The 25,704-nt window shown below is 61.3% G+C and carries 22 protein-coding genes and 1 pseudogene; 11 read left to right on the forward strand and 12 right to left on the reverse strand.

Annotation, left to right across the window (positions count from 1 at the left end):
• Nucleotides 1–8 precede the first annotated feature (8 nt).
• Complete coding sequence (locus B7L72_RS05440; RefSeq protein ID WP_081193043.1) at nt 9–680, forward strand: energy-coupling factor ABC transporter permease; 672 nt, start codon at nt 9–11, stop codon at nt 678–680.
• A 34-nt stretch (nt 681–714) separates the two neighbouring features.
• Here the strand turns inward: B7L72_RS05440 and lexA are convergent, their stop codons facing one another.
• Complete coding sequence (gene lexA, locus B7L72_RS05445; RefSeq protein WP_081193045.1) at nt 715–1,383, reverse strand: transcriptional repressor LexA; 669 nt, start codon at nt 1,381–1,383, stop codon at nt 715–717.
• A 224-nt stretch (nt 1,384–1,607) separates the two neighbouring features.
• On the opposite strand from lexA, the gene B7L72_RS05450 reads away from it, so the two are divergent.
• The 4 genes from B7L72_RS05450 (at nt 1,608) to B7L72_RS05465 (ending at nt 4,492) form a co-directional block, all read left to right on the forward strand.
• Entirely contained in the window at nt 1,608–2,294 is a 687-nt protein-coding gene (locus B7L72_RS05450; RefSeq protein WP_081193047.1) for a TetR/AcrR family transcriptional regulator, read from the forward strand.
• Nucleotides 2,272–2,787, forward strand: a complete 516-nt coding sequence (locus B7L72_RS05455; protein WP_081193049.1) for a L,D-transpeptidase — start codon at nt 2,272–2,274, stop codon at nt 2,785–2,787. The genes B7L72_RS05450 and B7L72_RS05455 overlap by 23 nt, the downstream gene beginning before the upstream one ends.
• A gap of 76 nt (nt 2,788–2,863) precedes the next feature.
• Complete coding sequence (gene nagZ, locus B7L72_RS05460; RefSeq protein WP_081193051.1) at nt 2,864–3,883, forward strand: beta-N-acetylhexosaminidase; 1,020 nt, start codon at nt 2,864–2,866, stop codon at nt 3,881–3,883.
• A gap of 30 nt (nt 3,884–3,913) precedes the next feature.
• Entirely contained in the window at nt 3,914–4,492 is a 579-nt protein-coding gene (locus B7L72_RS05465) for a hypoxanthine-guanine phosphoribosyltransferase (protein WP_016913993.1), read from the forward strand.
• 9 nt (nt 4,493–4,501) lie between these two features.
• Here the strand turns inward: B7L72_RS05465 and ppsR are convergent, their stop codons facing one another.
• The gene (ppsR, locus tag B7L72_RS05470) at nt 4,502–5,335 is read right to left on the reverse strand and encodes a posphoenolpyruvate synthetase regulatory kinase/phosphorylase PpsR (RefSeq protein ID WP_016913992.1); all 834 of its coding nucleotides are present in this window, start codon (nt 5,333–5,335) and stop codon (nt 4,502–4,504) included.
• Between the two features lie 315 nt (nt 5,336–5,650).
• Between ppsR and ppsA the strand changes: the two genes are divergently transcribed.
• On the forward strand, nt 5,651–8,035 hold the full coding sequence (gene ppsA, locus B7L72_RS05475) for a phosphoenolpyruvate synthase (RefSeq protein WP_081193053.1): 2,385 nt from the start codon (nt 5,651–5,653) through the stop codon (nt 8,033–8,035).
• 180 nt (nt 8,036–8,215) lie between these two features.
• Nucleotides 8,216–10,003 carry a gamma-glutamyltransferase gene (ggt, locus tag B7L72_RS05480; protein ID WP_081193055.1) on the forward strand — a complete coding sequence of 596 codons (1,788 nt, stop codon included), beginning with the start codon at nt 8,216–8,218 and terminating at the stop codon, nt 10,001–10,003.
• 21 nt (nt 10,004–10,024) lie between these two features.
• Here the strand turns inward: ggt and B7L72_RS05485 are convergent, their stop codons facing one another.
• The 3 genes from B7L72_RS05485 to acnB all read right to left on the reverse strand — a co-directional run bounded on the left by B7L72_RS05485 (nt 10,025) and on the right by acnB (nt 15,237).
• Nucleotides 10,025–11,908, reverse strand: coding sequence for a glycerophosphodiester phosphodiesterase family protein (locus B7L72_RS05485; RefSeq protein WP_081193117.1), 1,884 nt, complete (start codon nt 11,906–11,908; stop codon nt 10,025–10,027).
• An 87-nt stretch (nt 11,909–11,995) separates the two neighbouring features.
• Nucleotides 11,996–12,490 carry a ribonuclease E activity regulator RraA gene (gene rraA, locus B7L72_RS05490; protein WP_081193057.1) on the reverse strand — a complete coding sequence of 165 codons (495 nt, stop codon included), beginning with the start codon at nt 12,488–12,490 and terminating at the stop codon, nt 11,996–11,998.
• Between the two features lie 143 nt (nt 12,491–12,633).
• Nucleotides 12,634–15,237, reverse strand: coding sequence for a bifunctional aconitate hydratase 2/2-methylisocitrate dehydratase (gene acnB / locus B7L72_RS05495; protein ID WP_081193059.1), 2,604 nt, complete (start codon nt 15,235–15,237; stop codon nt 12,634–12,636).
• Between the two features lie 530 nt (nt 15,238–15,767).
• Between acnB and miaE the strand changes: the two genes are divergently transcribed.
• Together miaE and B7L72_RS05505 are read left to right on the forward strand one after the other, a co-directional pair.
• Nucleotides 15,768–16,424, forward strand: coding sequence for a tRNA-(ms[2]io[6]A)-hydroxylase (miaE, locus tag B7L72_RS05500; RefSeq protein WP_081193061.1), 657 nt, complete (start codon nt 15,768–15,770; stop codon nt 16,422–16,424).
• 30 nt (nt 16,425–16,454) lie between these two features.
• The gene (locus B7L72_RS05505) at nt 16,455–20,360 is read left to right on the forward strand and encodes an AAA family ATPase (protein WP_081193065.1); all 3,906 of its coding nucleotides are present in this window, start codon (nt 16,455–16,457) and stop codon (nt 20,358–20,360) included.
• On the opposite strand, the gene B7L72_RS05510 is transcribed toward B7L72_RS05505, so the two are convergent.
• The 4 genes from B7L72_RS05510 to queC are packed head-to-tail and all read right to left on the reverse strand — an operon-like array spanning nt 20,357 to nt 22,852.
• Nucleotides 20,357–20,641, reverse strand: a complete 285-nt coding sequence (locus B7L72_RS05510) for a YkgJ family cysteine cluster protein (protein ID WP_081138122.1) — start codon at nt 20,639–20,641, stop codon at nt 20,357–20,359. The two genes, B7L72_RS05505 and B7L72_RS05510, sit on opposite strands and share 4 nt — an antisense overlap.
• On the reverse strand, nt 20,638–21,471 hold the full coding sequence (locus B7L72_RS05515) for a 6-carboxytetrahydropterin synthase (protein WP_081193067.1): 834 nt from the start codon (nt 21,469–21,471) through the stop codon (nt 20,638–20,640). The genes B7L72_RS05510 and B7L72_RS05515 overlap by 4 nt, the downstream gene beginning before the upstream one ends.
• Complete coding sequence (gene queE / locus B7L72_RS05520) at nt 21,471–22,145, reverse strand: 7-carboxy-7-deazaguanine synthase (protein ID WP_081193069.1); 675 nt, start codon at nt 22,143–22,145, stop codon at nt 21,471–21,473. Before queE ends, B7L72_RS05515 begins: the two co-directional genes overlap by 1 nt.
• Nucleotides 22,145–22,852, reverse strand: a complete 708-nt coding sequence (queC, locus tag B7L72_RS05525; protein WP_081193071.1) for a 7-cyano-7-deazaguanine synthase QueC — start codon at nt 22,850–22,852, stop codon at nt 22,145–22,147. The genes queE and queC overlap by 1 nt, the downstream gene beginning before the upstream one ends.
• 193 nt (nt 22,853–23,045) lie before the next feature.
• Between queC and B7L72_RS05530 the strand changes: the two genes are divergently transcribed.
• Entirely contained in the window at nt 23,046–23,462 is a 417-nt protein-coding gene (locus tag B7L72_RS05530) for an SRPBCC family protein (protein ID WP_081193073.1), read from the forward strand.
• Complete coding sequence (locus B7L72_RS05535) at nt 23,455–24,123, forward strand: TVP38/TMEM64 family protein (protein ID WP_081193075.1); 669 nt, start codon at nt 23,455–23,457, stop codon at nt 24,121–24,123. The genes B7L72_RS05530 and B7L72_RS05535 overlap by 8 nt, the downstream gene beginning before the upstream one ends.
• A gap of 10 nt (nt 24,124–24,133) precedes the next feature.
• Here the strand turns inward: B7L72_RS05535 and B7L72_RS05540 are convergent, their stop codons facing one another.
• The 3 genes and pseudogenes from B7L72_RS05540 to B7L72_RS19085 all read right to left on the reverse strand — a co-directional run.
• A complete protein-coding gene (locus B7L72_RS05540) occupies nt 24,134–24,373 on the reverse strand; it encodes a DUF2789 domain-containing protein (RefSeq protein ID WP_016913978.1) in 240 nt (79 codons plus the stop codon).
• Between the two features lie 86 nt (nt 24,374–24,459).
• Nucleotides 24,460–25,530 (reverse strand): asparaginase, encoded by a 1,071-nt coding sequence (locus tag B7L72_RS05545; RefSeq protein WP_139788447.1) that lies wholly within the window; start codon nt 25,528–25,530, stop codon nt 24,460–24,462.
• 29 nt (nt 25,531–25,559) lie between these two features.
• Nucleotides 25,560–25,704 (reverse strand): annotated as a pseudogene (locus tag B7L72_RS19085) (MFS transporter); the annotation flags it as partial.

The following is a 25,704-nucleotide window of genomic DNA, read 5'->3' on the forward strand; positions in this document are numbered from 1 at the left end:
GGGGCGCCATGTCCTTTGCACAAAGCGTGCTGGCCACCTGGGCACTGCTGGCTACCTGGCTGGTGTCGGCAGGTGCTCTGGGGTGGGTGCTGTGGCAGCGCCCCTGGCAGCCGCTGCTGGAAGATACCGGTTTGCAGCATCGCTGGATGGCCGCGACGCTGGCCGTGATGCTGATGTGGCAGCTGCGGGCTCAGGCGGTCGATTGGTTAACTCTGCATCTGGTGTTTACGGTGCTGATGACGCTGGTGTTCAAGGTGCCCCTGGCCTTGATCAGCAACCTGCTGCTCAACGTGGCGATGGTGCTGATCGGGCGCAATGCCTGGGAACTGTTGGGGGCCAACGTGCTGGTGACGGGGCTGGTGCCTGCCGTGATCACGGGGGTGGTATGGCGTATCGTGGATCGCCGCTTGCCGGACAACCTGATGGTGTTTCTGTTTGCCTGCGGTTTTTTCGGTGCTGCGCTGGCGACGCTAGGGGGTGGGCTGGCGGCCGTCGGGCTGATTCTGGTGGCGGGCATCGATCCTGAAGCGATTTACCTGGCTCAGGAGTATGCCCGCTTTCTACCCTTGTTGATGCCCTCGGAAGCTTTCATCACCGGCATGCTGCTGAGCATTCTGTTGGTCTACCACCCGCACTGGGTCGCCACGTTCAACGACCATCGTTACATCGATATGCAGTAGGCGGTGGCTTGGTCCAGTGCCCTGGCCCAGTATTTTAGCCCAGGGCCTGGCCGTTCCCGCCTCGGATGACGCCTACCCCGACGCCTTCGATATCCAGCTGTTGAGTTCTCAGGTCGATTTCGATGGGGGCGAAGTCTTCGTTCTCGGCGAGCAGCGTGACGTGATGCCCCTGGCGTTTAAAACGCTTGACCGTGACCTCGTCTTCCAGGCGCGCGACGACGATCTGACCGTCACGCACGCGGTCGGTACGATGCACGGCCAGCAAGTCGCCTTCCAGAATACCCACGTCTTTCATCGACAGGCCGCGTACCCGCAGCAGGTAGTCGGCCTTGGGGGTGAAGTACTCTGCAGGGAGCGGGCAGTAACGGTCGATATGCTCCGCTGCCAGAATGGGACTGCCAGCAGCAACTTCCCCAATCACCGGCAGCCCGTTGGACGTGGCATCGTTGGCGGGCTCGGCTGCCGGGGGCGTGGCGTCGAGCGGCTCCTGGTTGGGCAGGCGTATGCCCCGGGAGGTATTGCGGATGATGCGGATGGCACCTTTGCGCTCCAGAGCGCGCAGATGCTCTTCAGCGGCGTTGGGTGAGCGAAAGCCCAGCGCCTTGGCGATTTCGGCGCGGGTAGGGGGGTAGCCAAGCTCGCCCATGGTCTTCACGATAAAATCATATACATGCTGCTGGCGTGCGGTGAGTGGGCGTGACATATCAGACTCCAAACAGTGAAAAGACAGTCGCTACATGTCCGTAAAATCAGTATGTGTTTAAGTGTACAGTATGTTGCTCTGTCCAGTACATGATGAGTTGCAATCCGTACTGGGGCGCGTGGCCTGAACCTTGAGCGGGATAATCGTTTGAGCCAGCAGGGGGAATGGCATACTATTCGCCAACGCGATCGCCATGTTTTAAACACCTGTTTTGGGAGGGCGCTATGGCCCAGTCGGATACGGTCACACGTATTTTGGATACGGCAGAGGTGCTCTTTGCAGAGCGGGGGTTTGCCGAAACATCACTGCGCAATATCACCAGCAAAGCGCGGGTCAACCTTGCTGCCGTCAATTATCACTTCGGGTCGAAGAAAGCGCTGATACAGGCGGTGTTTGCCCGCTACCTTGACCCGTTCTCCGAGCGCTTCCACACCGCCCTGGATGAGCTGGAAGCGCGCTATGAAGGTCAGCCCATTCCTCTGGAGGTGCTGCTGGAAACCATGGCTACCACGGTACTGACCGTGCCTGCCGAGCGCCACAGTCTGAAAGTGTTCATGCGGCTGCTGGGGCTGGCCTACAGCCAGGCGCAAGGGCACTTGCGGCGCTACATCCAGCAGCAGTATGGCGATGTTTTCACACGCTTCACCGAGCTGGTGCGCCGGGCGACCCCCGAGCTGCCGGATGCAGAGCGCTTCTGGCGGCTACACTTCATGCTGGGCACGGTGATCTTTACGCTGTCGGGGCTGGATGCGCTACGTGATATTGCTGCCAAGGATTATCAGGAGCAGGTAACCGTGCGCGACTTGATCCGGCGTCTGCGTCCCGTCGTGGTGGCCGCCATGAGCGCGCCAATGCCGTTGCCTGCAGCAACCGTGAATGAGAAGCTTCATGCAAACGCCCAGATTGGCTGACCTGCCGCCCGCTGAAGGTGGCTGGATGGAAATCGACACCCAGGCCCAACGCCTGCGCTGGTGGCAGGGGAGCGAGCTAAAGCACGAATGCGCCGTTTCAACGGGCAAGGCCGGCGTGGGGCAAGAGGAGGGCAGTGGCCGTACGCCACTGGGCTGGCACTACGTGCGGGCAGCCATTGGCGATGGGCTGCCTGAGGATGCGGTCTTTCGTGGTCGTCGCTGGACCGGAGAAGTCTACTCTGCCGGTTTGGCAGCCGTCTTCCCCGAGCGCGACTGGATCTTGACCCGCATACTGTGGCTGTGTGGCCTGGAGCGCGGTATCAATCGCGGTGGCCGTGTCGATTCCCAGCGTCGCTACATCTACCTGCACGGTACTCCCCCTGATCAGCCCATGGGCGTTGCCGTTTCCCATGGCTGCGTGCGACTGTGCAATGCCGACCTCCTCTGGCTGTTTCAGCAGGCGCCGCCGGGCACGCCGGTATGGCTGCATTGACGTGACATGGTGTTGCTCATTTTGAAAGCTCACACGGGTGGTCTAGAATGACGCCCTTTTTTCTGGATCCAGTACGATGACTCAACCTTTAGGCCCGGTCATGCTCGACCTGGAAGGCCAGACTCTGAGCAAGGAAGACAAGCGCCTGCTGAAGAATCCTGCGGTCGGCGGTGTCATTCTGTTTGCCCGTAATGTGGAAAGCGCCACCCAAGTGCGCGAACTGTGCGACAGCATCCGCGGGGTGCGAGGTGACCTGCTGTTGGCCATCGATCAGGAAGGTGGGCGGGTTCAGCGTATCCGGCAAGGCGTGACGCGCATGCCGCCGATGGCCCGCATTGGCGATGTCTTCGCCGATGACCAAGCAGTGGGGCTGATGCTGGCCAAGGATGCCGGCTGGCTGCTGGGCATGGAAATGGCCGCCTGTGGCCTGGACATCAGCTTTGCTCCCGTACTGGATGTGGATAGCGGTATTTCCAGCGTGATTGGTGACCGCAGCTTCAGCCGAGACCCACAGCACGTTGCCTTGCTGGGGCAAGCCTTCGTGCACGGATTGCATGAGGCGGGAATGGCAGCTGTGGGCAAGCACTTTCCCGGCCACGGCGGTGTGGGGGCCGATTCGCACACCGCCCTGCCGGTGGATGAACGTCCGCTCTCGGCCATCATGGAGCACGACCTGGTGCCCTTCAGCCAGCTTGCCACGCTGCTCAACGGCGTCATGCCCGCCCATATCGTCTACTCTGCCTTCGATTCCCGTCCGGCCGGTTTTTCGCCGAGCTGGCTAGGCATGCTGCGTGAGTCGCTGGGCTTTAAAGGGTGCATCTTCTCGGATGACCTGAGCATGGCCGGCGCCCATGAGGCCGGTGGCCCCGCCGAGCGCGCCAAGGCTGCCCTGACGGCGGGCTGCGACATGCTGCTGATCTGCAACGACCGTGAGGCAGCGCTGGAAGTAGTGCAGGCCTGTCATGACGTATTCAACAAGCGGCCCGCCAAGCTGCGTTATGGTCGCGCGCGACCGCAGCTGGAAGCACTGGCCGCGCTGGGCCGTTGGCGCAAGACCCACGCCAGGCTGGAAGCGCTGGTGGCTGACGCCAGCTAATTGACCCATAGACTGTTTTGGAGAGGCTCGATGTCCAAATTGGATAAAGAAGCGCTGGAGTCGCTGGACTCCATGCGCGAGTTGATGGACAACGCCGACTGTTTGATTTCACAGGAGCAGGTCGAGCGTGCCCTTGACCGCATGGCAGAAGAGATCACCCGCGATTTGGGCGATAAGTTGCCGGTCTTCTACTGCGTCATGAACGGTGGTTTGATCACCACCGGTCATCTGCTGACGCGGCTGGGTTTTCCCCTGGAAGTGGACTACCTGCACGCGACCCGCTACCGCAATGAACTGCGCGGCGGCGAGCTGTTCTGGCGGGTCTCGCCGGAAATCCCCATGGCGGGTCGGCATGTGGTGATCGTCGACGATATTCTCGATGAAGGCGCCACCCTGGCGGCCATCCTGGCGTACTGCAAGGAGGCCCAGGCCGCCAGCGTGACCACCGCCGTACTGGTGGACAAGCAGCACGACCGCAAGGCAGTGCCCGGTCTCAAGGCCGACTACTGCAGCCTGGAAGTCGCCGACCGCTACGTCTTTGGTTTTGGTATGGACTACAAGGGCTACTGGCGAAATGCCCCGGGGATTTTTGCACCCAAGGGCATGTAAGGCACTGGCCTAGCGAGGCGAGAAGCGTCTTGCCAGGCCGGTTTCGGCAATCATGCGGGTGGAGATCTCTTCCACGGAGAAGCGCGTGGTGTCGATGAAAGGAATGTTCATGCTGCGGTAGAGCGATTCGGCCTGCTCGACTTCCTGCAGACACTGGTCCATGGAGCTGTAGCGGCTGTTGGGGCGACGCTCGTTGCGAATGGCCGCTAGTCGGCGGGCATCGATGGTCAGGCCGAACAGCTTGTGCCGGTGCGGTGCCAGCGCTTTCGGCAGCTTCAAGTGACCATCTTCATCCAGGTCGTCCTCGGTCAGCGGATAGTTGGCCGCGCGAATGCCGAATTGAAGTGCCAGGTACAAGGACGTCGGCGTTTTACCGCAGCGGGATACCCCTACCAGAATGATGTCGGCCTTGTCGTATTGATGGGTGCGGGCACCGTCATCGTTATCCAGTGCGAAATGCACCGAGTGGATACGATCCATGTACACATCGTCGCTGCCTATGGAGTGGGTGCGCCCGACGCTGTAGGAAGAGTGTGTGCCTAGCTCCTGCTCCAGCGGTTCCAGAAACGTCGAGAAGATATCGACCTTGAAGCCGGAGGCCTGGCGGATGACGTTGCGGATCTGCTGGTCGACGATGGTGTCGATGATAATGGGGCGAACACCGTCACGCATCGCGGTGGACTCGATGATCTCGGCGACGGCCTGAGCCTTTTCCAACGTATCGATATAGGGCTTGGTGATCATGTTGATGTCCACGTCGCTGAACTGCGCCAACAGGCTGCGCCCCAGGCTTTCTGCCGTGATCCCCGTGCCATCGGAAATAAAAAAGGCTGTTCGTTTCATAGTCTGCCCGCCACCCTCATCTAGCTGATTTACGAACGCTCATTGTGTGCCGTGCGCCATGGCAGCACAACGTTTTCATGTGCAGGGTTTTCGTGTGCAGGGTTTGCGTGTGCAGGGTACTGGCGATTGGGCTTGCGCAAACAGGTCGGCATCCTGCCCTGACTACATAAACGCCGTGTTTCCGGCCGTTGTTGTAAAAATCCTCCACTCCCTGCGCTGTTAGACCAATGGCGAATAGGGGGCCGCGATGCTAGGGTGACAGCGTGAATGGGTGTCGTCCCAACGGTAGCATCAATGTCTGAGTGAGGGGGTTGCGTGGAAGAGTACATTCTGTGGTTCGATCAGCTGGGTATGGCGGACGTCGAACGCGTGGGTGGTAAGAACGCCTCGCTTGGCGAAATGATCTCCAATCTGGCCGGTGTGGGTGTCACGGTGCCTGGCGGTTTCGCCACTACGGCCCATGCATACCGCGAGTTTCTCTCCCACGAAGGCCTCAACGACCGTATCAACGACACCCTGGCACGGCTCGACGTCGACGACGTCAAGGCGCTGGCCGAGGCTGGCAAGCGTATTCGCCGGTGGATCATCGAGACGCCGTTGCCGCCCAGCTTCGAAGCGGCACTCGAGCAGGCGTACCAGCAGTTGCAGGCAAAACACCCCGGCCTGAAGGTCGCGGTACGCAGCTCCGCCACGGCGGAAGACCTGCCGGATGCATCGTTCGCCGGTCAGCAGGAAACCTTCCTCAATATCGAAGGCCTGGCCAACATCAAGCACGCGGTCCACGAGGTCTTTGCTTCGCTGTTCAATGATCGTGCGATTTCCTACCGCGTCCATCGGGGCTATGCCCACGAAAACGTCGCCCTGTCCGCCGGGGTGCAGAAAATGGTGCGCTCCGAAACCGGTGCGTCCGGTGTCATGTTTACCCTGGACACCGAGTCCGGCTACCGGGACGCGGTGTTCGTCACCGCTTCCTGGGGGTTAGGCGAGACCGTGGTGCAAGGGGCGGTCAACCCTGACGAGTTCTATGTGCACAAGCCCACGCTGGCCGCCGGGCGCCCCGCCGTGCTGCGCCGTACCCTGGGGTCGAAGCTGATCAAGATGGTGTACGGTAAGGATGCCAGCGCAGGTCGTTCCGTGGAAACCGTTGACGTGCCTTACAAGGATCGCGGGCGTTTCTGTATCAACGACGAGCAGATCATGGACCTCGCTCGTCAGGCGGTCACCATCGAGCAGCATTACCAGCGGCCCATGGATATCGAGTGGGCGCTGGATGGCGATGACGGTCAGCTGTACATCGTGCAGGCGCGTCCTGAGACCGTCGTTTCCCAGCAGGAGGGCGGCAAGCTGGAGCGCTTCCAGCTGCGTGAAAAGGGCCGCACGCTGATCACTGGCCGGGCCATCGGACAACGCATTGGCCGTGGTGCGGTCAAGATCGTGCTCAGTCCTGACGAGATGGACAAGATTCAAGAGGGCGACATCCTGGTTACCGACATGACCGACCCCGACTGGGAGCCGATCATGAAGCGGGCATCGGCCATCGTCACCAACCGAGGCGGGCGTACCTGTCATGCGGCGATCATTGCCCGTGAGCTGGGCATTCCCGCGGTGGTGGGCTGTGGAGATGCCACCACGCAGCTGCAGGAAGGCAGCGACGTGACGGTCTCCTGTGCCGAGGGTGATACCGGCCATGTGTATGAAGGCCTGCTGGCCTTCGATTGCAACGTCTCCAGCGTCGATGCCATGCCGGAGATTCCTTTCAAGATCATGATGAACGTGGGCAACCCGGACCGTGCCTTTGGCTTTGCCAGCCTTCCCCACGCGGGCGTGGGGCTGGCGCGCCTGGAGTTCATCATCAACCGCATGATTGGCGTGCACCCCAAGGCGCTGCTGGATTATCAAACGCTGCCGGTTGACCTTCAGCAGGTGATCGACCTGCGTACGGCAGGGTACGCCGACCCGGTCAGTTTCTACGTGGACAAGTTGGTGGAGGGGATTTCCACCCTGGCGGCGGCGTTTCATCCGCAGCGGGTGATCGTCCGCCTCTCGGATTTCAAATCCAACGAATACGAGAACCTGATAGGCGGCAAGCTGTACGAGCCAGGTGAAGAGAACCCCATGCTGGGCTTCCGTGGCGCTTCTCGCTACATTTCCGATGCCTTCCGGCCCTGTTTCGAGCTGGAGTGTCGGGCGCTGAAGCGCGTGCGTGAAGAGATGGGCTTCACCAATGTCGAGATCATGGTGCCTTTCGTACGCACTACGGATGAAGCCCGGGAAGTGGTCGAGCTGCTGGCCGCCAACGGCCTGAAGCGCGGTGGCAGCAGCGACCCTGACGGCCTCAAGGTCATCATGATGTGCGAGCTGCCTGCCAATGCGCTGCTGGCCGATGAGTTTCTCGAGTACTTCGACGGTTTCTCGATTGGCTCCAACGATCTGACGCAATTGACCCTGGGGCTGGATCGCGACTCGGGCATCGTGGCCCACCTGTTCGATGAACGTAATCCAGCGGTCAAAAAGCTGCTGGCCATGGCCATTCAGGCGTGCAAGGCGCAAGGCAAGTACGTGGGGATTTGCGGCCAGGGGCCTTCGGATCACCCGGACCTCGCCAAGTGGCTCATGGAGCAAGGGATCGACTCGGTGTCATTGAACCCGGACGCGGTTCTCGAAACCTGGTTCATGCTGGCAGGAGAGAGTATCGCCTGACATCCATGGGTTAGTTAGCCTGCTGTTCGATTTGCGCCCGGCCATTGTGCCGGGCGCACGGGTTTTATAGGCTACGCTTTGTTTTGGATGACACCGCTCTGGATGACACCGCTCTGGATGACGCCGCCCCCGTGGCCCTACGCGATATCTGCCTGCACCCTGCTGAAAAGGAGAAAGACTATGCTGCCTAAACGGGCAATCCCCCTGACGGGCTTACTACTCGTTCCCATGGTGAGCTGGGGCTTTAGCTACCAGGCTCCCGAGATGTCACCGGAAGTAGGCTCAGGGTATGAGGAGAAGCCCGGTTGGGCCGTGGAATCCTTTGCCGTTGCTGCGGCGAACCCGCTGGCCACTGACGCGGGGTATCAAGTGCTCAAGGCCGGCGGTAACGCCATCGACGCCGCCGTGGCCGTACAAATGGTGCTGACCCTGGTAGAGCCGCAGTCCAGTGGGATCGGCGGCGGTGCCTTCTTGATGCATTACGACGGCAGCAATGTGCAGGCCTTCGATGGTCGCGAGACCGCACCGTCGGCGGCCACCGGTGAGCTGTTCATGGAAGATGGCGAGCCGCTGCCGTTCATGGACGCGGTGGCCAGCGGTCTCTCTGTGGGGGTGCCGGGGGTGCTGCGCATGCTGGAGCAGGCCCACGCCGAACATGGTCAACTCGCCTGGCGAGAGCTTTTTACCCCTGCCATTACGCTGGCGGAAGAGGGCTTTGCCGTCAGCCACCGGCTGCATACCAGTCTGGCCAACGACACGGCGCTGCGCGAGGACCCGCTGGCCCGAGCGTTCTACTACCATGAAGCAGGCGAGCCGCTGGCCGTGGGCGTCACCTTGACCAACCCCGCGCTGGCCGCCATCTTGCGCCGAGTGGCGGATGAGGGCAGCAGTGCCTTCCACGAAGGTGAGATCGCCGAAGACCTGGTGGCCCGAGTGCAGTCCCATCCGCAGCGTCCGGGCGAGATGAGCCTGGACGACCTCAGCGGCTATGAGCCGGTGGAGCGTGAGCCGATCTGTACGCCTTGGCAGGAGTGGGAAGTGTGTGGCTTCCCGCCGCCGTCGTCGGGCCATATCACCGTCATGTATATCCTCGGTATTCTCGATCAGCAGCCGTTGATCGAAGCGCCGCTGGATAACGGTGTTCCCAGCAGCGGCTGGCTGCATCAGTTCCTCGAAGCGTCTCGGCTGGCCTTTGCCGACCGCGGCCGCTACATCGGCGATCCTGATTTTGTCGAGGCGCCGGGAGGCGACTGGCGTACCATGCTGGCCCCGGAGTATCTCAATCAGCGCAGCCGTTTGATGGGCGAGGAGTCGCTGGGCGATAGCGTAGAGCCTGGCAATCCCGGTGAGCTGGAAGTGAGCTTTGCCAGCCAGCCCGAACAGCCCGAGTATGGCACCAGCCACATCAGCATCGTGGACGGCGATGGCAATGCGCTGGCCATGACCACGACCATCGAACAAGCCTTCGGCTCGCGTATCCTGGCAGACGGCGGCACGGGGCTGGCAGGGGGCTATCTGCTCAATAACGAGCTGACCGATTTCGCCTTCGAGCCGGAAAGCGACGGCCGCCCGGTGGCCAACCGGGTAGAGCCTGGCAAGCGTCCCCGTTCGAGCATGAGCCCAACGCTGGTGTTCGATCTGGAGAGCGGCGAGCTGGTGGCCAGCCTGGGCTCGCCAGGTGGCGCAGCGATCATTCATTACACGGCCAGAAGCCTGGTGGCCATGCGTGACTGGGGCCTCGATGCCCAGCAAGCGCTGGACCTGCCCCATGCCATCACCCTGGGGGGCGATGTCTATCTGGAAGAGGGGCGATTCTCGGAAGAAACCGCCGACGCACTGCGTGAGCGCGGTCATCAGGTGAGTGAGCGGGAATTGACCAGTGGCCTGCAGGCCATCATGAAACTGGAAGACGGCACCCTGTTTGGTGGCGCCGACCCGCGTCGTGAGGGCGTGGTCATGGGCGAGTAAGCCCGCGACCGCAGCGATGCGCTACTGACGTAGCCAGTTGCGCAGTTTCACCAGCATCAGGCCGCCATCGCTCATGGCGTGGCGGTCTTCGAGCAGTTCTCTCAAGCGGTCAGGGTAGTCGGTGATGATGGCGTCTACGCCAAGATCGATCAGCGCCGACATTCTGGCCCGATCATTGACCGTCCAGGCGTGGATTTCATAGCCGTAGAGGGCCGCCAGGCGAACCTCCTGACGGGTAATGCGGTTATGCCGTAAGCCCAGCGCATCGAATTGACGGCGGTCCAGCGTGCCGGGAAGTATCAGCTGCGCCAGTAGTGTCACCCTCAGTTCGGGCGCCCGCTGCTTGATGAAGCTGACCAGCGCGGGGGACATGGTGGCCATGCGCATTTCCAGCAGCGTATTCGGGAAGCCGCAGGCAGCCATTCCATCCAAGGCATCGTGCTGGGTGGCCCAGCAGCGATAGCGGCGATCGTTTTCTGCCTCCAGCTCATCCAGTACCGCCTGTGCCAACGCTTCCTCCTGGCCTGGTAGCGGCTTCATGTCGATCATCAGCGCGGCGTGGCCTCTCACCAGTGCCAGGGTCTCGTCCAGCCCGGCGATTCGTTCGTTCTGGAAGGCATCGCCAAACCAGCTACCCACATCGAACTCGCTCAGCTCGGCTCGGGTCAGCTCGCCAAACTCCCTGGGGTCCCCCGTGAGCCTGGCCAGCGTGCGGTCGTGGTAGAGCATGACCTGCTGGTCGGCGCTGAGGCGCACGTCCAGCTCGACGGCATCGGCACCATCCTCCAGCGCCTGGCGCACGGCAGCCAGAGTGTTTTCAGGCGCCACCATGGAGCTGCCCCGGTGGGCGATGATGGCGACGTCATCGCGTATTTCGAAGCTGTTGAGTATCCACCAGGCTTGCAGGGCGGCAATTAGCAAGACACACACTTCCAATGCCCAGGCCAATCGGCCTGTCTGTGAATTCTCGGGAGCGGCAGGCCGAGCCTCCCGATAGGCAAGCTGCAAGTAAAGGCAGGCCGACAGCAGCGCATGGGTGGTAATGCCCAGAAACGTGATGGTCAGGGTGATCAGGACATAGCCGGTCAGGTAGGCCAGCATCGCGGGCACCAGCACGGCACTGTGCTCGGGAAGCCACCAGAGCAGCGGCGTGACGAGGGTGTCGTAGAGCCAGGTGGTGGCAATCGGTAGGGTGATGATGACGAGCAGTAACAGGAGCACCGCCGCGCCAATGGAGCGGTGCCAGCCACGGGTGAGGCGCACGCTGCGCTTCAAGGCCTGCAGGGGGTGGCAGTGCTCCAGCGCCACCAGCGGCAGCGCCAGTAGCCAGCGCAGATATAGCCACGCCGCCAGGCTCATCCACAGCAGCATGACCGGTAAGGCGCAGGCGATGAAGTACCACAGTACCGGTGGGCGTACACGCTGTAGATAGTAGGGGTCCAGGCCGCTGAGCCAGAGATCGTATAGCCAGGCGATGGCTGCCATGAACGGGGCCAGCAGCAGCAGGTGGGCGCCCACCTGCAGGATCACCAGCAGCAGCAGTGCCGGTAGCCGCCGAGTGCTGAGCCACAGAGCCTCCAGGGCCAGGCGGTAGTGGTTGTCCTTGGGCCTGCTGGCCACTTGAAGCATGCCCGCTTGCTGCCAGTAGATCAGCAAGAAAGTGACCGCAAGGCCCGCCAGCAGGGTGAACAGCCCGAGGGGGCTGAACAGTAGCGCCAACAGGGCGTCGTTGGTGACCACGGTACGGTTGAGCTGGGCCATGAATCGCTGGGAGCCCCAGGCCACCAGCGGCAACACCACGGCCGATGCCAACAGCGTGAATAGCAGGTGGTAGGCAATCAGTGGGCGCAGGTGGTCACGAAGGGTGCGAAGTAGGGCGTAGCCCAGTGGCTTGAGCGGCTGCATGGTGTCCGTGGCATGGAAATGAAATATCAGGGTGGCACTATCTGCCACCACTGACAAGTCTGACGGGTTAGCAGGAGATCGGCGCGATCAAGAGAGCTTGAGCGGCTGTTCGGCGACGATGATGCCGTTATTGTCGGCGTAAAGCCATTGACCCACCTGCAGCGTGACGCCTGCAAAGGTCACCGCCACGTCGCGCTGGCCTTCGCCATGTTTTTCGCTGCGACGAGGGTGGCTGCCCAGCGCTTGCACGCCCAGTGGCAGGGTGGCCAGAATGTCTACGTCTCTCACACAGCCATACATGATGACGCCTGCCCAACTGTTTTTGGCGGCTTGTTCAGCCAGCATGTCGCCCAACATGGCGCAGCGATGAGAGCCGCCTGCGTCCACCACCAGAATGGCGCCTTCGCCGGGTTCGGCGACGGCCTGCTTGACCATGGAGTTGTCTTCAAAGCATTTGACGGTACGAATAGGCCCGTAAAAGCTATCGACGCCGCCAAAGTTGGCAAACATCGGCTCGAGCACCTTGACGTCCGGGTACTGGTCGCACAAATCGGGGGTCACGACGTGAGGTGTGGTCGTCATGAGAGTCTCCTGTCCATGAATGACACTGTGGGTAATAAAAACGCCCCAACCTGCAAGGGAAGGGGCGTTCGGTCATCGGCTCAGAGTCGCGTGGCGTCTCTGCGATGTTGCGAGCATCGGCGATGGGTCAGTAGCCTTGGCACTTAAGCCTCTTGCGCTACTGGAATCACGTTCGAGGCGATTTTCTGATACTCCTCGATTTCGTGGAAGTTCATGTAACGATAGATTTCGCCGGCCAGGGCGTCAAATTCGCCCATGTAGCGCTGGTACTCAGCGACTGTCGGCAGGCGGCCTTCCACCGCTGCGACCGCTGCCAGCTCCGCCGAAGCGAGGTAGACGTTCGCGCCATCCCCCAGGCGGTTCGGGAAGTTACGTGTAGACGTAGACACGACGGTGCTCTTGGCAGCCACACGCGCCTGGTTACCCATACACAGTGAACATCCCGGCATTTCCATGCGGGCGCCTGCACGGCCGTAGATGCCGTAGTAACCCTCTTCGGTCAGCTGGTGCTGATCCATCTTGGTTGGCGGCGCCAACCACAGGCGGGTCTTCAGGCTACCCGCAGGCTGTTTCTCGAGCAGTTTACCGGCGGCACGGAAGTGACCGATGTTGGTCATGCACGAACCGATAAACACTTCGTCGATCTTCTCGCCAGCCACGTCGGAGAGCAGGCGAGCGTCGTCCGGATCGTTGGGGGCGCAGAGCACCGGCTCCTTGATCTCGCTGAGGTCGATCTCGATGACTTCGGCGTACTCGGCATCTTTATCCGCACGCATCAGTGACGGGTTGGCCAGCCAGGCTTCCATCCCTTCGATACGACGGCTGATGGTACGCTCGTCGCCGTAGCCGTTGGCAATCATCCACTTCAGCAGCGTGATGTTGGACTTCAGGTACTCGGTCACGCTCTCTTCGGACAGCGTGATGGTACAGCCAGCCGCACTACGCTCGGCCGAGGCATCGGAGAGTTCGAAGGCTTGCTCGACGGTGAGGTCTTCGAGGCCTTCGATTTCCAGCACGCGGCCGGAGAAGGCATTTTTCTTGCCGGATTTCTCGACCGTCAGCAGACCCTGCTTGATGGCGTAGAGAGGAATGGCGTGAACCAGGTCGCGCAGCGTGACGCCGGGCTGACGCTCACCCTTGAAACGCACCAGAACGGACTCGGGCATATCCAGCGGCATGACGCCAGTGGCAGCAGCAAAGGCAACCAGACCAGAACCTGCCGGGAAGGAGATACCGAGCGGGAAGCGGGTGTGGGAGTCACCGCCGGTGCCGACCGTGTCCGGCAGCAGCATGCGGTTCAGCCAGCTGTGGATGATACCGTCGCCGGGGCGCAGTGAAACACCGCCGCGGTTCATGATGAAGTCGGGCAGGGTGTGGTGCGTGTCCACGTCCACCGGCTTGGGATAGGCAGCCGTGTGGCAGAAGGACTGCATGACCAGGTCGGCCTGGAAGCCCAGGCAGGCCAGGTCTTTCAGCTCGTCACGGGTCATCGGGCCAGTGGTGTCCTGGGAGCCGACGGTAGACATCTTCGGCTCGCAGTACATGCCGGGGCGCACGCCGTTCAGGCCGCAGGCCTTGCCGACCATCTTCTGTGCCAGCGTGAAGCCTTTGCCGGTATCCGCAGGCTGGTCCGGCAGACGGAAAACGTCTGACGGCGCCAAGCCCAGGGACTCGCGCGCCTTGCCGGTCAGGCCACGGCCGATGATCAGCGGAATACGACCGCCTGCACGCACTTCATCGAGAATCAGCTGTGTTTTCAGCTCGAAGGTGGAGAGCACTTCATCGGTGCCGTGCTTGCACACTTTGCCTTCATAGGGGTAGATGTCGATGACATCGCCCATTTCCAGCTTGGAAACATCCATCTCTACCGGCAGGGCGCCTGAATCTTCCATGGTGTTGAAGAAGATCGGGGCAATCTTGCCGCCAAAGCAGAAACCGCCGCCGCGCTTGTTGGGCACGTAAGGGATGTCGTCACCGAAGAACCACAGCACCGAGTTGGTGGCGGATTTGCGCGAAGAGCCTGTGCCGACGACGTCGCCCACGTAAGCCACTGGGTGGCCTTTGGCTTTGACGGCTTCGATTTGCTTGAGCGGGCCAGTGGTGCCGGGCACTTCGGGCTCGATACCGTCGCGCTCGTTCTTGAGCATGGCGTTGGCGTGCAGCGGGATGTCCGGGCGCGACCAGGCATCCGGCGCGGGCGACAGGTCGTCGGTATTGGTTTCACCCGGGACCTTGAAGACGGTCAGGGTGATTTTCTCTTCCAGCGCAGGCTTGGAAAGGAACCACTCGGCGTCGGCCCAGGACTGCATGACGTCCTTGGCGACGGCGTTGCCATTCTTGGCGCGCTCTTCCACATCGTGGAACGCATCGAACATCAGCAGGGTGTGCTTGAGCTGTTCACCTGCTTCACGGGCCAGCTCTTCGTTATCGAGCAGCTCGACCAAGGAAGCGATGTTATAGCCGCCCTGCATGGTGCCCAGCAGTTTGACGGCATGGACCTTGTCGATCAGCGGCGAGGACGCCTCGCCTTTGGCCAACGCGGTCAGGAAGCCCGCTTTGACATAGGCGGCTTCGTCGACGCCCGGCGGTACCCGGTTGGTGATCAAGTCCAGAATGAACTCTTCTTCTCCGGCCGGCGGGTTCTTCAGCAGCTCGATCAGGTCGGCGACTTGTTCGGCGGTCAGGGGCTTGGCTGGGACGCCCTCTGCAGCGCGTTCCTCGACATGTTGGCGGTAAGCTTCAAGCACGTTGGGGCCCTCTCATCTTCTTGGTAGTGATCATCAGTGGTAGCAAAAGACGCCTGCACGGTAACAAGGACATCCTTCGATCACATGACATACGCTTGAGAATCAGCGTCTGGTGGATGGCTCGGATTCTACGGGAAACTGTCGACAATGTTAAGAAGTCAGGCGGGATGCCTACTTGTACTTTGTGTTGAGATGTTGAAAGCCGCTTTCCTGAGGACGGTTTTTTTGATTAATGTGCCGTCAACATGAAAGATTTTTACCGATAGGCGTGTTTTTAGGTGACGGCTGGTGTGATTATCGTGATGCCGCGTTACCATGACTGCCAAGCGAGTGCTGGCCTGTAGAGCTGGGTAGCCTCGGCAAGCGTGATTCCCGTGTGGAGCGTGATTCAGGCTTGCTATACATTAGTGTCAGTGCATTTTAAGCGAGGCTGGAAGACACGTTTGTTCATCCTCGCACCAATCAGGGAACGGACGCCATTGGCGTTTATATATTGTACAGTGGTGTGATAAACGCTTGGTGCTGGTGTTATGTCGATACAATTAATGGCGTTGCAAACAGCGGATCATGCGCTGCAAGCGGATGATCTGTTGCCAGAAAGTTTGCATGACTTTTTAGCTTGCCCGACCCCCGATGCCTGGTTGCAATGGGCATTGGCCAACCCAGAAACACTGCTGATCGATCACGCACAGTGTGAAAAAAAAGCGGCTTCCACGGCCATGAGCCTGCTGTATCGTTACGTGGATCAGCCGCTGCTGTTGAGCAAGATGTCGCAATTGGCCCGCGAGGAGCTGCTTCATTTCGAGCAGGTAGTGGGCTTGATGGAACGCCGTGGCGTTCCTTATCGCCATCTGACGGCGTCACGCTACGCCGAAGGCCTTAGAAAACATTTACGCAGTCAGGATCCTGAGCGCTTGATCGACCTGTTGATCATCGGCGCTCTGATCGAGGCGCGCAGCTGTGAGCGCTTCGCGCGACTCATTCCTTACCTGGACGAAGAGCTGGCCAGGTTCTATCGCACCCTGGTCAAGTCCGAAGGGCGTCATTTCGAAGACTATCTGTTGCTGGCTCGCCAGCAGGCCGACGCGCCTATCGATGAACGCATCGCCTTCTTCGTTGCTCGTGAGGCGGAACTGATCATGTCTCCAGATACGGCTTTTCGTTTTCATAGTGGCGTGCCTGCGTGATGCGCCGCTAGCCAAGGCAGGATGTGTAACATGCGTGATGCTCAACAGACAGATCAGTTGACCCTGTTTGGTCACTTCTCCTTGACTCAAGGGGAGGACGTGCTCACTCATTTCAGCTACGACAAGGTCAAGGCGCTGCTGGTATATCTGCTGCTCCATCGTCAGCCCGTCAATCGTGCCGCCCTGGCGGAGCTGCTGTGGCCAGACCAGGGCCTCTCCTCGGGCAGAACCAACCTGCGCCATGCGCTGCACTGCCTGCGCCAATCCATGGGCGAGCATGCCGATCACGTCCTCAATGTGTCGCGGCAGACCATTGCCTTCCATTTGCCGTCCCACTGGCAGGTGGATTTGCATGAGCTGCAGCAACTGCTGGAAGGGCCCAAGGATCTGGAGATGCTGGAAGCGCTGATGGAGTGCTACCAAGGGGATCTGATCGAGGAGCTGCAGCTCAGCAACTGCAGCGAGTTCCAGCGCTGGCTGGTGCAAGTGCGCAATGAGTGGCGCCAACGAGTCATCCGTTTTGCCGAACAGGTGCTGGAAGCACACGCCGAAGTGCCGGATGCCATGCTGGAAGGACTGGTCAGCCGCTTTTCAGGCTACGGCCCGTTCCACGAGCGCTGGGTGCGGCAGCTAGCCGAGCAGAACCAGATGGCTGCGGCTCACGAACAGTACAACAGCTACCTGCAACTGCTGGCGCTCTCCGGACAACAGCCTGAGCCCAGTTTCGTGCAATTGGCCAGTTTCTGGTCGGATGGCCACCACGACCCCCGGGCGATGTCGCCTCAGGGCGCCTTTTCGCGCGCGTTAGCTGCGGACAGCAAGCCGCTGCGCGAAGATGAGATCGAGCTGCGTCAGCTTTCGGTGATGGCCATCCGCTTGCGCTTGAAGGGTGACTGGCCAGATCGCGCAGCTACCCGCAACTGCCTGGCCTTGCAGCTGGAGCTGCTGAGATGGTTGGAGCAGCAGTGCCACCATCTGGGCGGTTTCTGGCTGCCGGGGGCAACGGGGGGCTTGGGTCTGGCCTGCTTCGGTACCCATGGTCCCGCCCATCAGCTGGCGGAGCTGGTGGCGCTTTACGAACACTGCCGTCAGGCGCTACCTCAGGAGAGCCGTCGCCACTGGGCCGGGGACGCCGAACCGCCGGTATTCGAACTGGCGGCCGGATTGCACAGCGGGCGCGTGGTCTACTTGCCCGAGCGCCAGCTGGCCGACCCGCTGGGCCAGGTGACGCAAGAGTCTCTGGAGTTGATGAGTGCCGCTGAGGGAAGCGAGCTGGTCATCTCTCAGGCAGCCAGCCAGCACATGCCCCCGGCGCTGGACTTGCAGCCCAGGCTGGTATCGCGTTTGGTGGCCAGCGATGGCCGCGTGCGTTTACGTGCGCTGGTGCTGGGCCAGAACGAAGGCGGGCGTGATGCCTTGCCACCGAGCCTGGTGGGAAGGGAAACCTCGCTACGCACCTTGCGCGATGCGCTGGCACGGGCTGGCATTGGTTTGCGGCAAAGCGTGTTGGTGCGGGGTGCCTCGGGCATGGGCAAGTCGGCGTTGATGGTGGGGTTTCGGCAGTTGGAGCTGAGCCGCGATGCGGCGATCTGCTGGCTTTCGACTACTCGGCTCTCGGTACTGGACCCATACGGTGTAGCCCGGTCGTTGCTGGCCTGGCACTTCGAACATCCGCCAACGCTCGATGCCGTGCATGCGCTGCAGGCAACGCTGGGCCTCGATACCTCGGATAGCGCGCGTCAGCAGCTGCTGGAAGAGGCGTTGGGGGTTCGCGAAGTTCAGGAAATCAGCCAGCTGACTCAAAATGGCGAAGCCGTGGAGCTGGTGGTGAAGCTCTTGCATCGGCTGATCGACCATCGTGCCGTGTCGCAAACTCTGGTGCTGATGATCGATGACCTGCAGTGGCTGGATGAACCCTCTTTCAAAGTGTTGGCGGGGCTACAGGCACGTCTGTCGATCAACACGGCCTTCATGATGGTGGCCAGCCACCACGGCCGCGAACCGCTACCGGTCAAACTGCACTGGGATCAGCAGATCACCCTGAGCAAGCTGGATGCACTGCAGTCTTCGCGGCTGCTGTCGCAACTTTCTCGTCGTTATCGTATTCATCTGAGCCCACGGCTGCGCAACCAGATCATCGAGCGCTGTGATGGTGTTCCGCTGTATATGCAGGAGATCTGTCGTCGCCTCGACATGGATCGACGGGAGGGGCGCAGCGTACAGCTGGATGAGCTGCCCAAGGGGCTGCTGGGGCTACTGGCCAGTCGAATCGATCAGTTGGAAAGCGACCGGGATATTGCCCATATTGCAGCGGTGCTGGGCAAGCGTTTTCGACTGGACTTGCTGGCCGAATGCAGCGGTTGGGAAAAGCCCAGGTTGTGCCAAGCGCTAGAGCACATGCGGGCGCTGGAGATCATCGAGCCCATCGACAAGGAGGGCGGTGATCATGAGTACCAGTTCAGTCACCAGTTGCTTCAAGAGGCGGCCTACCTCTCCTGTCCCCGTGACGTCAGGGTCAAGCTGCATCAGCAGGTCGTGACCTTGATTGAGGAGCGTTTTCCGGTATGGATCAGTCGCCATCCGGGAGACTTTGCCACGCATCTGCGGCGCAGCGGCCACTATGCACGTGGGGCGCGCTACTTCGAGCTCTCCGCGCGGGAAGCGCTCAAGGTGAGTGCCAACCGCACGGCGCTGCGCATGGCCGACTTCGGCTTGGCCAGCCTGCGCCACGTAGCCCATGAGGTAGAGCGTGAAGTCAGCCTGCTGACGGTGCGTGGTCAGGCTGCGTTCGCCCTGGAAGGCCACGGTTCGCCCACGGCCCATGAAAGTTTTGTGAAGGCCCGTGAGCTGCTGCGCCAAACCGGGAGCGACACGCCTGACGACCCGGCAGACCTCGAGCAGATTTTCCTGGTGAAGTGGGGGCTATGGGTGGGGCGCAGCCAGCGCTATGCCCATGCCGACGCCTTTGCGCTGGCATCGACCCTGGCGGATATCGCCGCTCGCCTGGAAGACCCGCGCTACCGCCGATTGGCGGATTATGCGCGGGCACACTGTGAATACTGGGCGGGGCGTATTCAACAGGCCCACGACCACCTGGACGAAATCGATCCGCTGAATGCTCCCATGATGATCGAGTGGCTGCCGTTCTCGGATCATCCCCAGGTGACGGCGGCCTGTTTTCAGGGTTGGGCGCTTTGTCTGCGAGGTGATTACCATCGCGCAGAGTGGCATGTCGCGGCGGCCATTCGGCTGGCGGAGCAGATCGGCCACCCGGGTACCCTGGCCATGGCGCTGATGTTTGCGGCGGCATTGTATCGTCAGTTGGGCCATGTGCACTTGGCGGCCCGGCATGCCGAGCGAGCCGCGGCCATGACCGGTACGCCAGACCTGCAGCTTTGGCAGATTTCCGCGCAGGGGGTGCTGGGTTGGCAGCGGGCGTTGGCGGGGGATCAGGGCGGGCTGGTGCAAATGCACGACAGCCTGGATCAGATGGCCGAATTGAACGGCCGAGACCGCTTCCAGCGGCCCGTGTTGTGGTACTCCGATGCCTGTATCGAGCTGGGTGAGCTGCACGCAGCCGAAGAGTATCTCGACCAGTGCCTGGTGATTGCCCGTGAGCGCACGACTCTTTTCCTGCCCGAGCTGGCTACCCAACTGGCCCGCGTGCGTGACCTGCTGGGCCACCCTGCCCACGAGGTCAAGGCGTTGACGGAAATGGCTATTCAGCAATCCCGCGAGCATGGCAACCGCCATCAGGAGTTGGCGGCGCTGGAGCTATGGCTTACGCGTATAGCGCCCAATGACCAGCAGGCGAAAGAGGTGTTTCGTCGACTGTTGGGCGAGGTAAGCCATAGCGATGCGCCGGTGCTGGTGCGCTGGATCAGCCTGCTGGACCGTCGCTTGCCGCACCCGGTGAGCCTGGGCGGCGAGGTCTAACCGGCTGTGGCGGTTTCCCACCCGTAGAGTGTGGCGAGGGCCTCTTCTCGGTCCTCGCCACACACCTCCTTGTCGAAGTCGAACTGGCTGCATACGGCAGGGCGACGGGCATCACCAAAGAGCATGCAGAGGTTTTGCTCATTCAACTGCACGCAGCGAATGCCCGAAGGCTTGCCGCTTGGCATGCCGGGAATGGGCGAGCTGATGGACGGCGCTATGCAGCAGGCGCCACACCCCATGCGGCAAGACGCCTGCTGATCGCTGGTAATCAGAATCGTCATGGCGCTGCCTGCGCGGTAGCCCCCTTGTTGATACCTTCGAAGGCTTCCACGTAGGTTTCCTGCTGAGTTTGCTGGGCGATACTGTTGGCCAGCCAACGGGCGATATTTTCCACGGTGGTGGGCGCTGGCAATACGCTGCAGCGGTGAGCGGGCAGGGTGATCGAGAACGCTCCCTGTTCGGCTGTGTAGCGGCAGGTCAGTGTGGTGGCTGTCTGTTCCGCCACATCGGCCTGCTCCAGCAGGTAACGGTTGTCCAGCCATTCACTCCATTGTGCCTCAAGGGCAGGTTGGCGCTGTTGCTGTTGGTAGACATGCAGCCGGGAGCGGTGGCCATGGGCGATACGCTGGCAGTTGCCCAGATGGCGTTTCAGGCCGTGGCTGTAGCCATAGGATGCGCCTTCGATACGCTCTTCCTGCAGGTTCAGGGTGACACGGGTGACGTTGCGAGGCCGAGCGCGTGTCAGCTCTTCGCTCAGGAGCTGGGTCACCTTGACCACCGAGATGTGTTCCCAGGGGAGCAGGGTGAACGCCTGCGCAGGCCCGCGTACTTCCATCGGATAGGGTGTGGTGGTGCGAATGCACAGGCCTTCTGGGCACTCGCTGACCTCTACGCCAGGCGCCTTGGTGGGCACCAGCAGCGTATGATCCAGCCCGTTGTCCAGCGTGCGCTTGATCCAGGGTTTCACTTCGCCAAAATCGAACAGCATGCCGTCTTCACCCAGTTCGCCATCCAGATGGGCGTCGACCTGCCAACTGCAGCCGGTCAAGCCGCGCTCAGGGCACCAGAGGGAGACATCGATATGGGTCAGGTGGTGAACGAATAAAGCCATCAATCGAATCCTGCGATCTTGTGGGTTTGCAGCGACAAGCGCCACTGGGGGTGGGCCATGCAATAGGCCGTCGTGGCGGCCACCGTGGCGGCATTGTGCTCAGCGACAGTGGTATGGATCGTGTCGGCATGCTGGGCGACGTGATCCATAGGCTGCAGGTAAAAGTGTCGAAAGTGCAGCGCGGCAAACTGCTCGGGCGGGGCGTCGTGCTGCGGGTATACCAGCTTCAGCTCATCCCCTTGGTGAATGGCCAGCGGGTTGCTGCCCTTGGGGCTGACGCATAGCCAGTCGATTCCGGCGGGCGCGGGCAGCGTGCCGTTGGTTTCCACGGCGACCTCGAACCCTTCGCTGTGCAGCATGGCGATGAGCGGGGTATCGAGCTGCAGTAACGGCTCTCCTCCGGTAAACACCACATAGGGCACCGCGCTGCCTGCGTTGGCTGGCCACAGCTGTTTGATATGCCGTGCTAGCTGTTGCGCACTCTCGAAGCGGCCGCCGTTGATCCCGTCGGTGCCAATGAAATCGGTATCGCAGAAGGTACACTTGGCCGTGGCTCGGTCGGCGTCACGCCCCGACCAGAGATTACAGCCTGTAAAGCGACAGAAAACGCTGGCGCGCCCCGCCTGGGCACCCTCGCCCTGCAGCGTGTAGAACGCTTCTTTGACGTGGTACATCAGCGGCCTCGCTCGGCAGGGGTGGCGTAAGCAAGGGGGTCGGTGACCTGGTTGGCGGCAAAGGCCGCCAGCCGTTCGCGGCAACTGCCGCACTGCCCACAGGCGAGTTGCTGGCCTTCGTAGCAGGTCCAGGTATGCCGGTAATCGAGGCCCATGGCGAGCCCATCGCGCAGGATGTCGGCTTTACTGGAGGCCAGATAAGGGGCGTGGACGGTGACGGGCTCGAAGTTGGCAATCTGCGCCACGTCGTTCATGGCCTCGACGAAGGCCGGGCGGCAGTCGGGGTAAAGCACGTGATCGCCGCCGTGTGCGCCATAGTCGACACGGTTGGCGCCAATATTGACCGCCTTGGCAATGGCCAGCGACAGCAGGATCATATTGCGGTTGGGCACCACGGTACTGTGGAGCGAGTCGGCATCGTACTCCCCCTGGGGCATGGCCAAGGCCGAGTTGGTCAATGCCGAGTTGTCGATCAGCCCGTGAATGGCGCGAATATCGACGACCTGATGAGGGATGGCCAAGGACTCACAGACCTGGCGCGCAACGTCCAGTTCACGACGGTGACGTTGGCCGTAGTCGAAGGACAGCGCATGGACAGTGAGGCCTTCGCGCAGCGCACGATGCAGGACGGTATAAGAGTCCATGCCGCCGGAATAGATGACGACGGTGGATGGCGCCTGGGCGCCGGGTGATGCAGTGGATGACATGCTGGGTACTCATGGTCGGAGAATTTATGTCGTGCCTGCCTGAACCGCAGGGCGGTGTTCCGGGGTCCGGTCCGGAAGGTGGGCAGTTTACGCAATGCCGCTCTTGCTGACCAGTGCCACGGGTGGCGGCATCCGGTGTGTCAATGGAATTGGCGTGATAAGCTACCCCTCTAAAGCCGCTAGAGATGGACGCATGGCCACCATAGAACATAGTGAAATCGTTCGAGCCTCCCCGGAGCGCGTATTTGACTTGTTACACCGAGTGGAAGATTTTGCGGAGTATTCGGACTTGATACGCTCGATCGATCGTCTTGGCGAAAACCGCTACCGCTGGCACGTGCGGGCAGTGGGCATGGACTGGTCGTTTGATGTGGAGGTGACCGAGATCGAGCCTCCGGAGGTATTGGCCTGGGAATCTCTGGATGGCGTCAAGAATCAGGGGCGCTACCAGCTGCGCGCCGTACCGGAAGGGACGGAGGTGTCACTGACCCTGAGTTATGACATTCACAATCGTCTAATGGAAAAAGCGGTGAACAAGGCGGCCAGACCATTGGTCGGAAAGGTCAGTCGACAAATTCTCGAGCGGGTTGAAGCACGCCTCCATGCGTAAATTATCTCTCTACTCCTGGCGATGGGCGGCTGCGTTTGCGGTGGCTGCCATGCTGGCCTACGTATGGCTTTGGTACTCCCCGGACCTGATGGCGGTGAAGCGCTGGGCCGCCACCATGTCTCATCATCCGGTGGTCGTGGTGACCGTCATGCTGACCATGGCGGTCACCCTGGCGATTGGCCTGCCCGGTAGTATTGGGCTGTGGTTGATCGCGCCTTTTTATCCGCCTTTGATCGCAACGCCCATGTTGACCGTCAGCAGTGTGGCGGGCGCCTGGGGGGCTTATTTGCTGGCGGCGCGAGTCGGGCAGCGGTGGCAGCCCAAGGGGCTGACGCTCAAGGTCATGGATACCCTGAAAGCGCGAAGTGACCTGCTGACCCAATGTGCCATGCGAGTGCTGCCGGGGTTTCCACACTCAGTGATCAATTTTGCGGCAGGCCTGGGGCATATTGCGCTGGGGCGCTATCTATTGGCTGCCACGCTGGGGCTGGCCGTGAAATGGGCCGTCTACAGCAGCGCCATTTACGGGGCGCTGGAAGCCATCGAGGAAGAGGACCCGCTACAGATGGACGTGCTGCTGCCCCTGTTGGCCCTGACGGCCCTGCTGCTGGCAGGGGCCTGGTACCGGCGCCGCCTGGAAGCGGCGCGGGATCAGACTTGAATTCAGGCGATCATTCCGCCTTGTGCATCGAGGCATCCAGATGATCGACCACCTCGGCCCAGTCGGCATCTTCTTCCACTGCTTCGCGTAGAAAATCCGCCTGGCCCTCGTTCCAGCAAGGGGCGTCGGCCAGCGGCATCTCCTTGGGTAACGGTGAATGTCGCTCAATAAAGCGTTCGATAGAAGCCGCGTCCGAGCGCAGCCCCAGCTGTTCAAACAGTTCACTAAAATGATGCACTGGTTGATCCATACGTTTTCACCTGTTTTCAGAAGGTTATGTTGCACTCCATGTGTCCTGTTTAACCATAGCCTGTCTGCTCCGGGATGCCAGTCTGGCTACCGCTCGCCCACTAACGGAGTGACGAAGCGCGTTGCCCGGTCGTCGTGGGTAAGCGGCTGCGCCAGCAAATGCACCAGCTTGGTGTAAGCTGCCTCGGGGGTCATGGAACCCCCGGACAGCACGCCAGCATCCGTCAGGCCGTGGCCAGCGGAGTAAGTGCCCAAGTGAAGGGTGCCTTGCGGGCACTGGCTGACCGCGGCCACCAGCTTTCCTTCTCCGCTGGCACGCGCCAGTACGGCTAACAGGTCCGGGTCGTCAGGCAAGTTGCCCGCTCCCCAGAGCTCCAGCAGTGCCCCCTTGACGCTGTCATGAGCCAGCCAACTGGAGAGTTGCCAGGCGGCCATGCCTGGCCACAGCGCGATGCGCACCACTTGCCCCTGAGCAAGACACCCATAATCCGGGAGTTCGAAGCGGGGCGCGCCACGCTGGTGAAGCGCCAGCCCCCGGCTGGGGTAAAGTACGCAGTCATCGCCTACCCGTTCGCCCAGCAGGGGGTAGTTGGGGGAGGCAAACGCGGTCATCGCTTCACAGTGCTGTTTCACCGCCCTGACGCCCCGCATCAGGCGTCCCGCAAAGTAGATCGCCACTTCCTGAAGGGCGCTCATGGCGGCGAATTGCAGGGCGCCGCATACGTTGTCCAGAGCATCGCTATTGGCTGCCTCCAGCGGTTGCATGGCCCCTGTTAATACGACCGCCTTGTCCAGCCCCTGAAGCTGATAGGCCAGGCTCGAGGCGCTCCAGCTGAGCGTATCGGTGCCGTGCAGGATGACAAAGCCCCGATAGGCGGAAAAACGGACGGCGATATCGCCTGCCAGCGTTTGCCACGTGGCAGGCGTGGCGGCGCTGGAGTCGATCAGTGGGTCATGGCTGATGATGTCGTAGGCGGGTAGTGCCTGCTGTTGCGGGATAGGCAGCTGCTGCAGAGCATTGTGTAATCTGTCGGCAAAGCTGTCTGCTGGCATCAGTCCGGTGGCGGTTGGCTGCATGCCGATCGTACCGCCGGTGTAGATGATCAGTATCCGCTCATGTGAGCAGGTGGTCTCTGTCAGACGAGGAGCGTTACGCATGGTCATGTCCTGGTAAAGACAAGGAAGGATTATGGAAGGGTGACGCGTAGCTGGCCGCTTTGGTCATCCAGCTGCCGATTGCGGCCCGCAAGGCAGGCAAAGCCGCAACAAACCAGAATCAAGCCGATCAGTAGCCAGCCAATGTGTGCGGTCGAGGCGCCCATTTGCAGCATC

The organism is Halomonas sp. BC1 (assembly GCF_002078135.1).
In the GTDB taxonomy this organism is placed as follows: Bacteria; Pseudomonadota; Gammaproteobacteria; order Pseudomonadales; family Halomonadaceae; genus Vreelandella; species Vreelandella stevensii.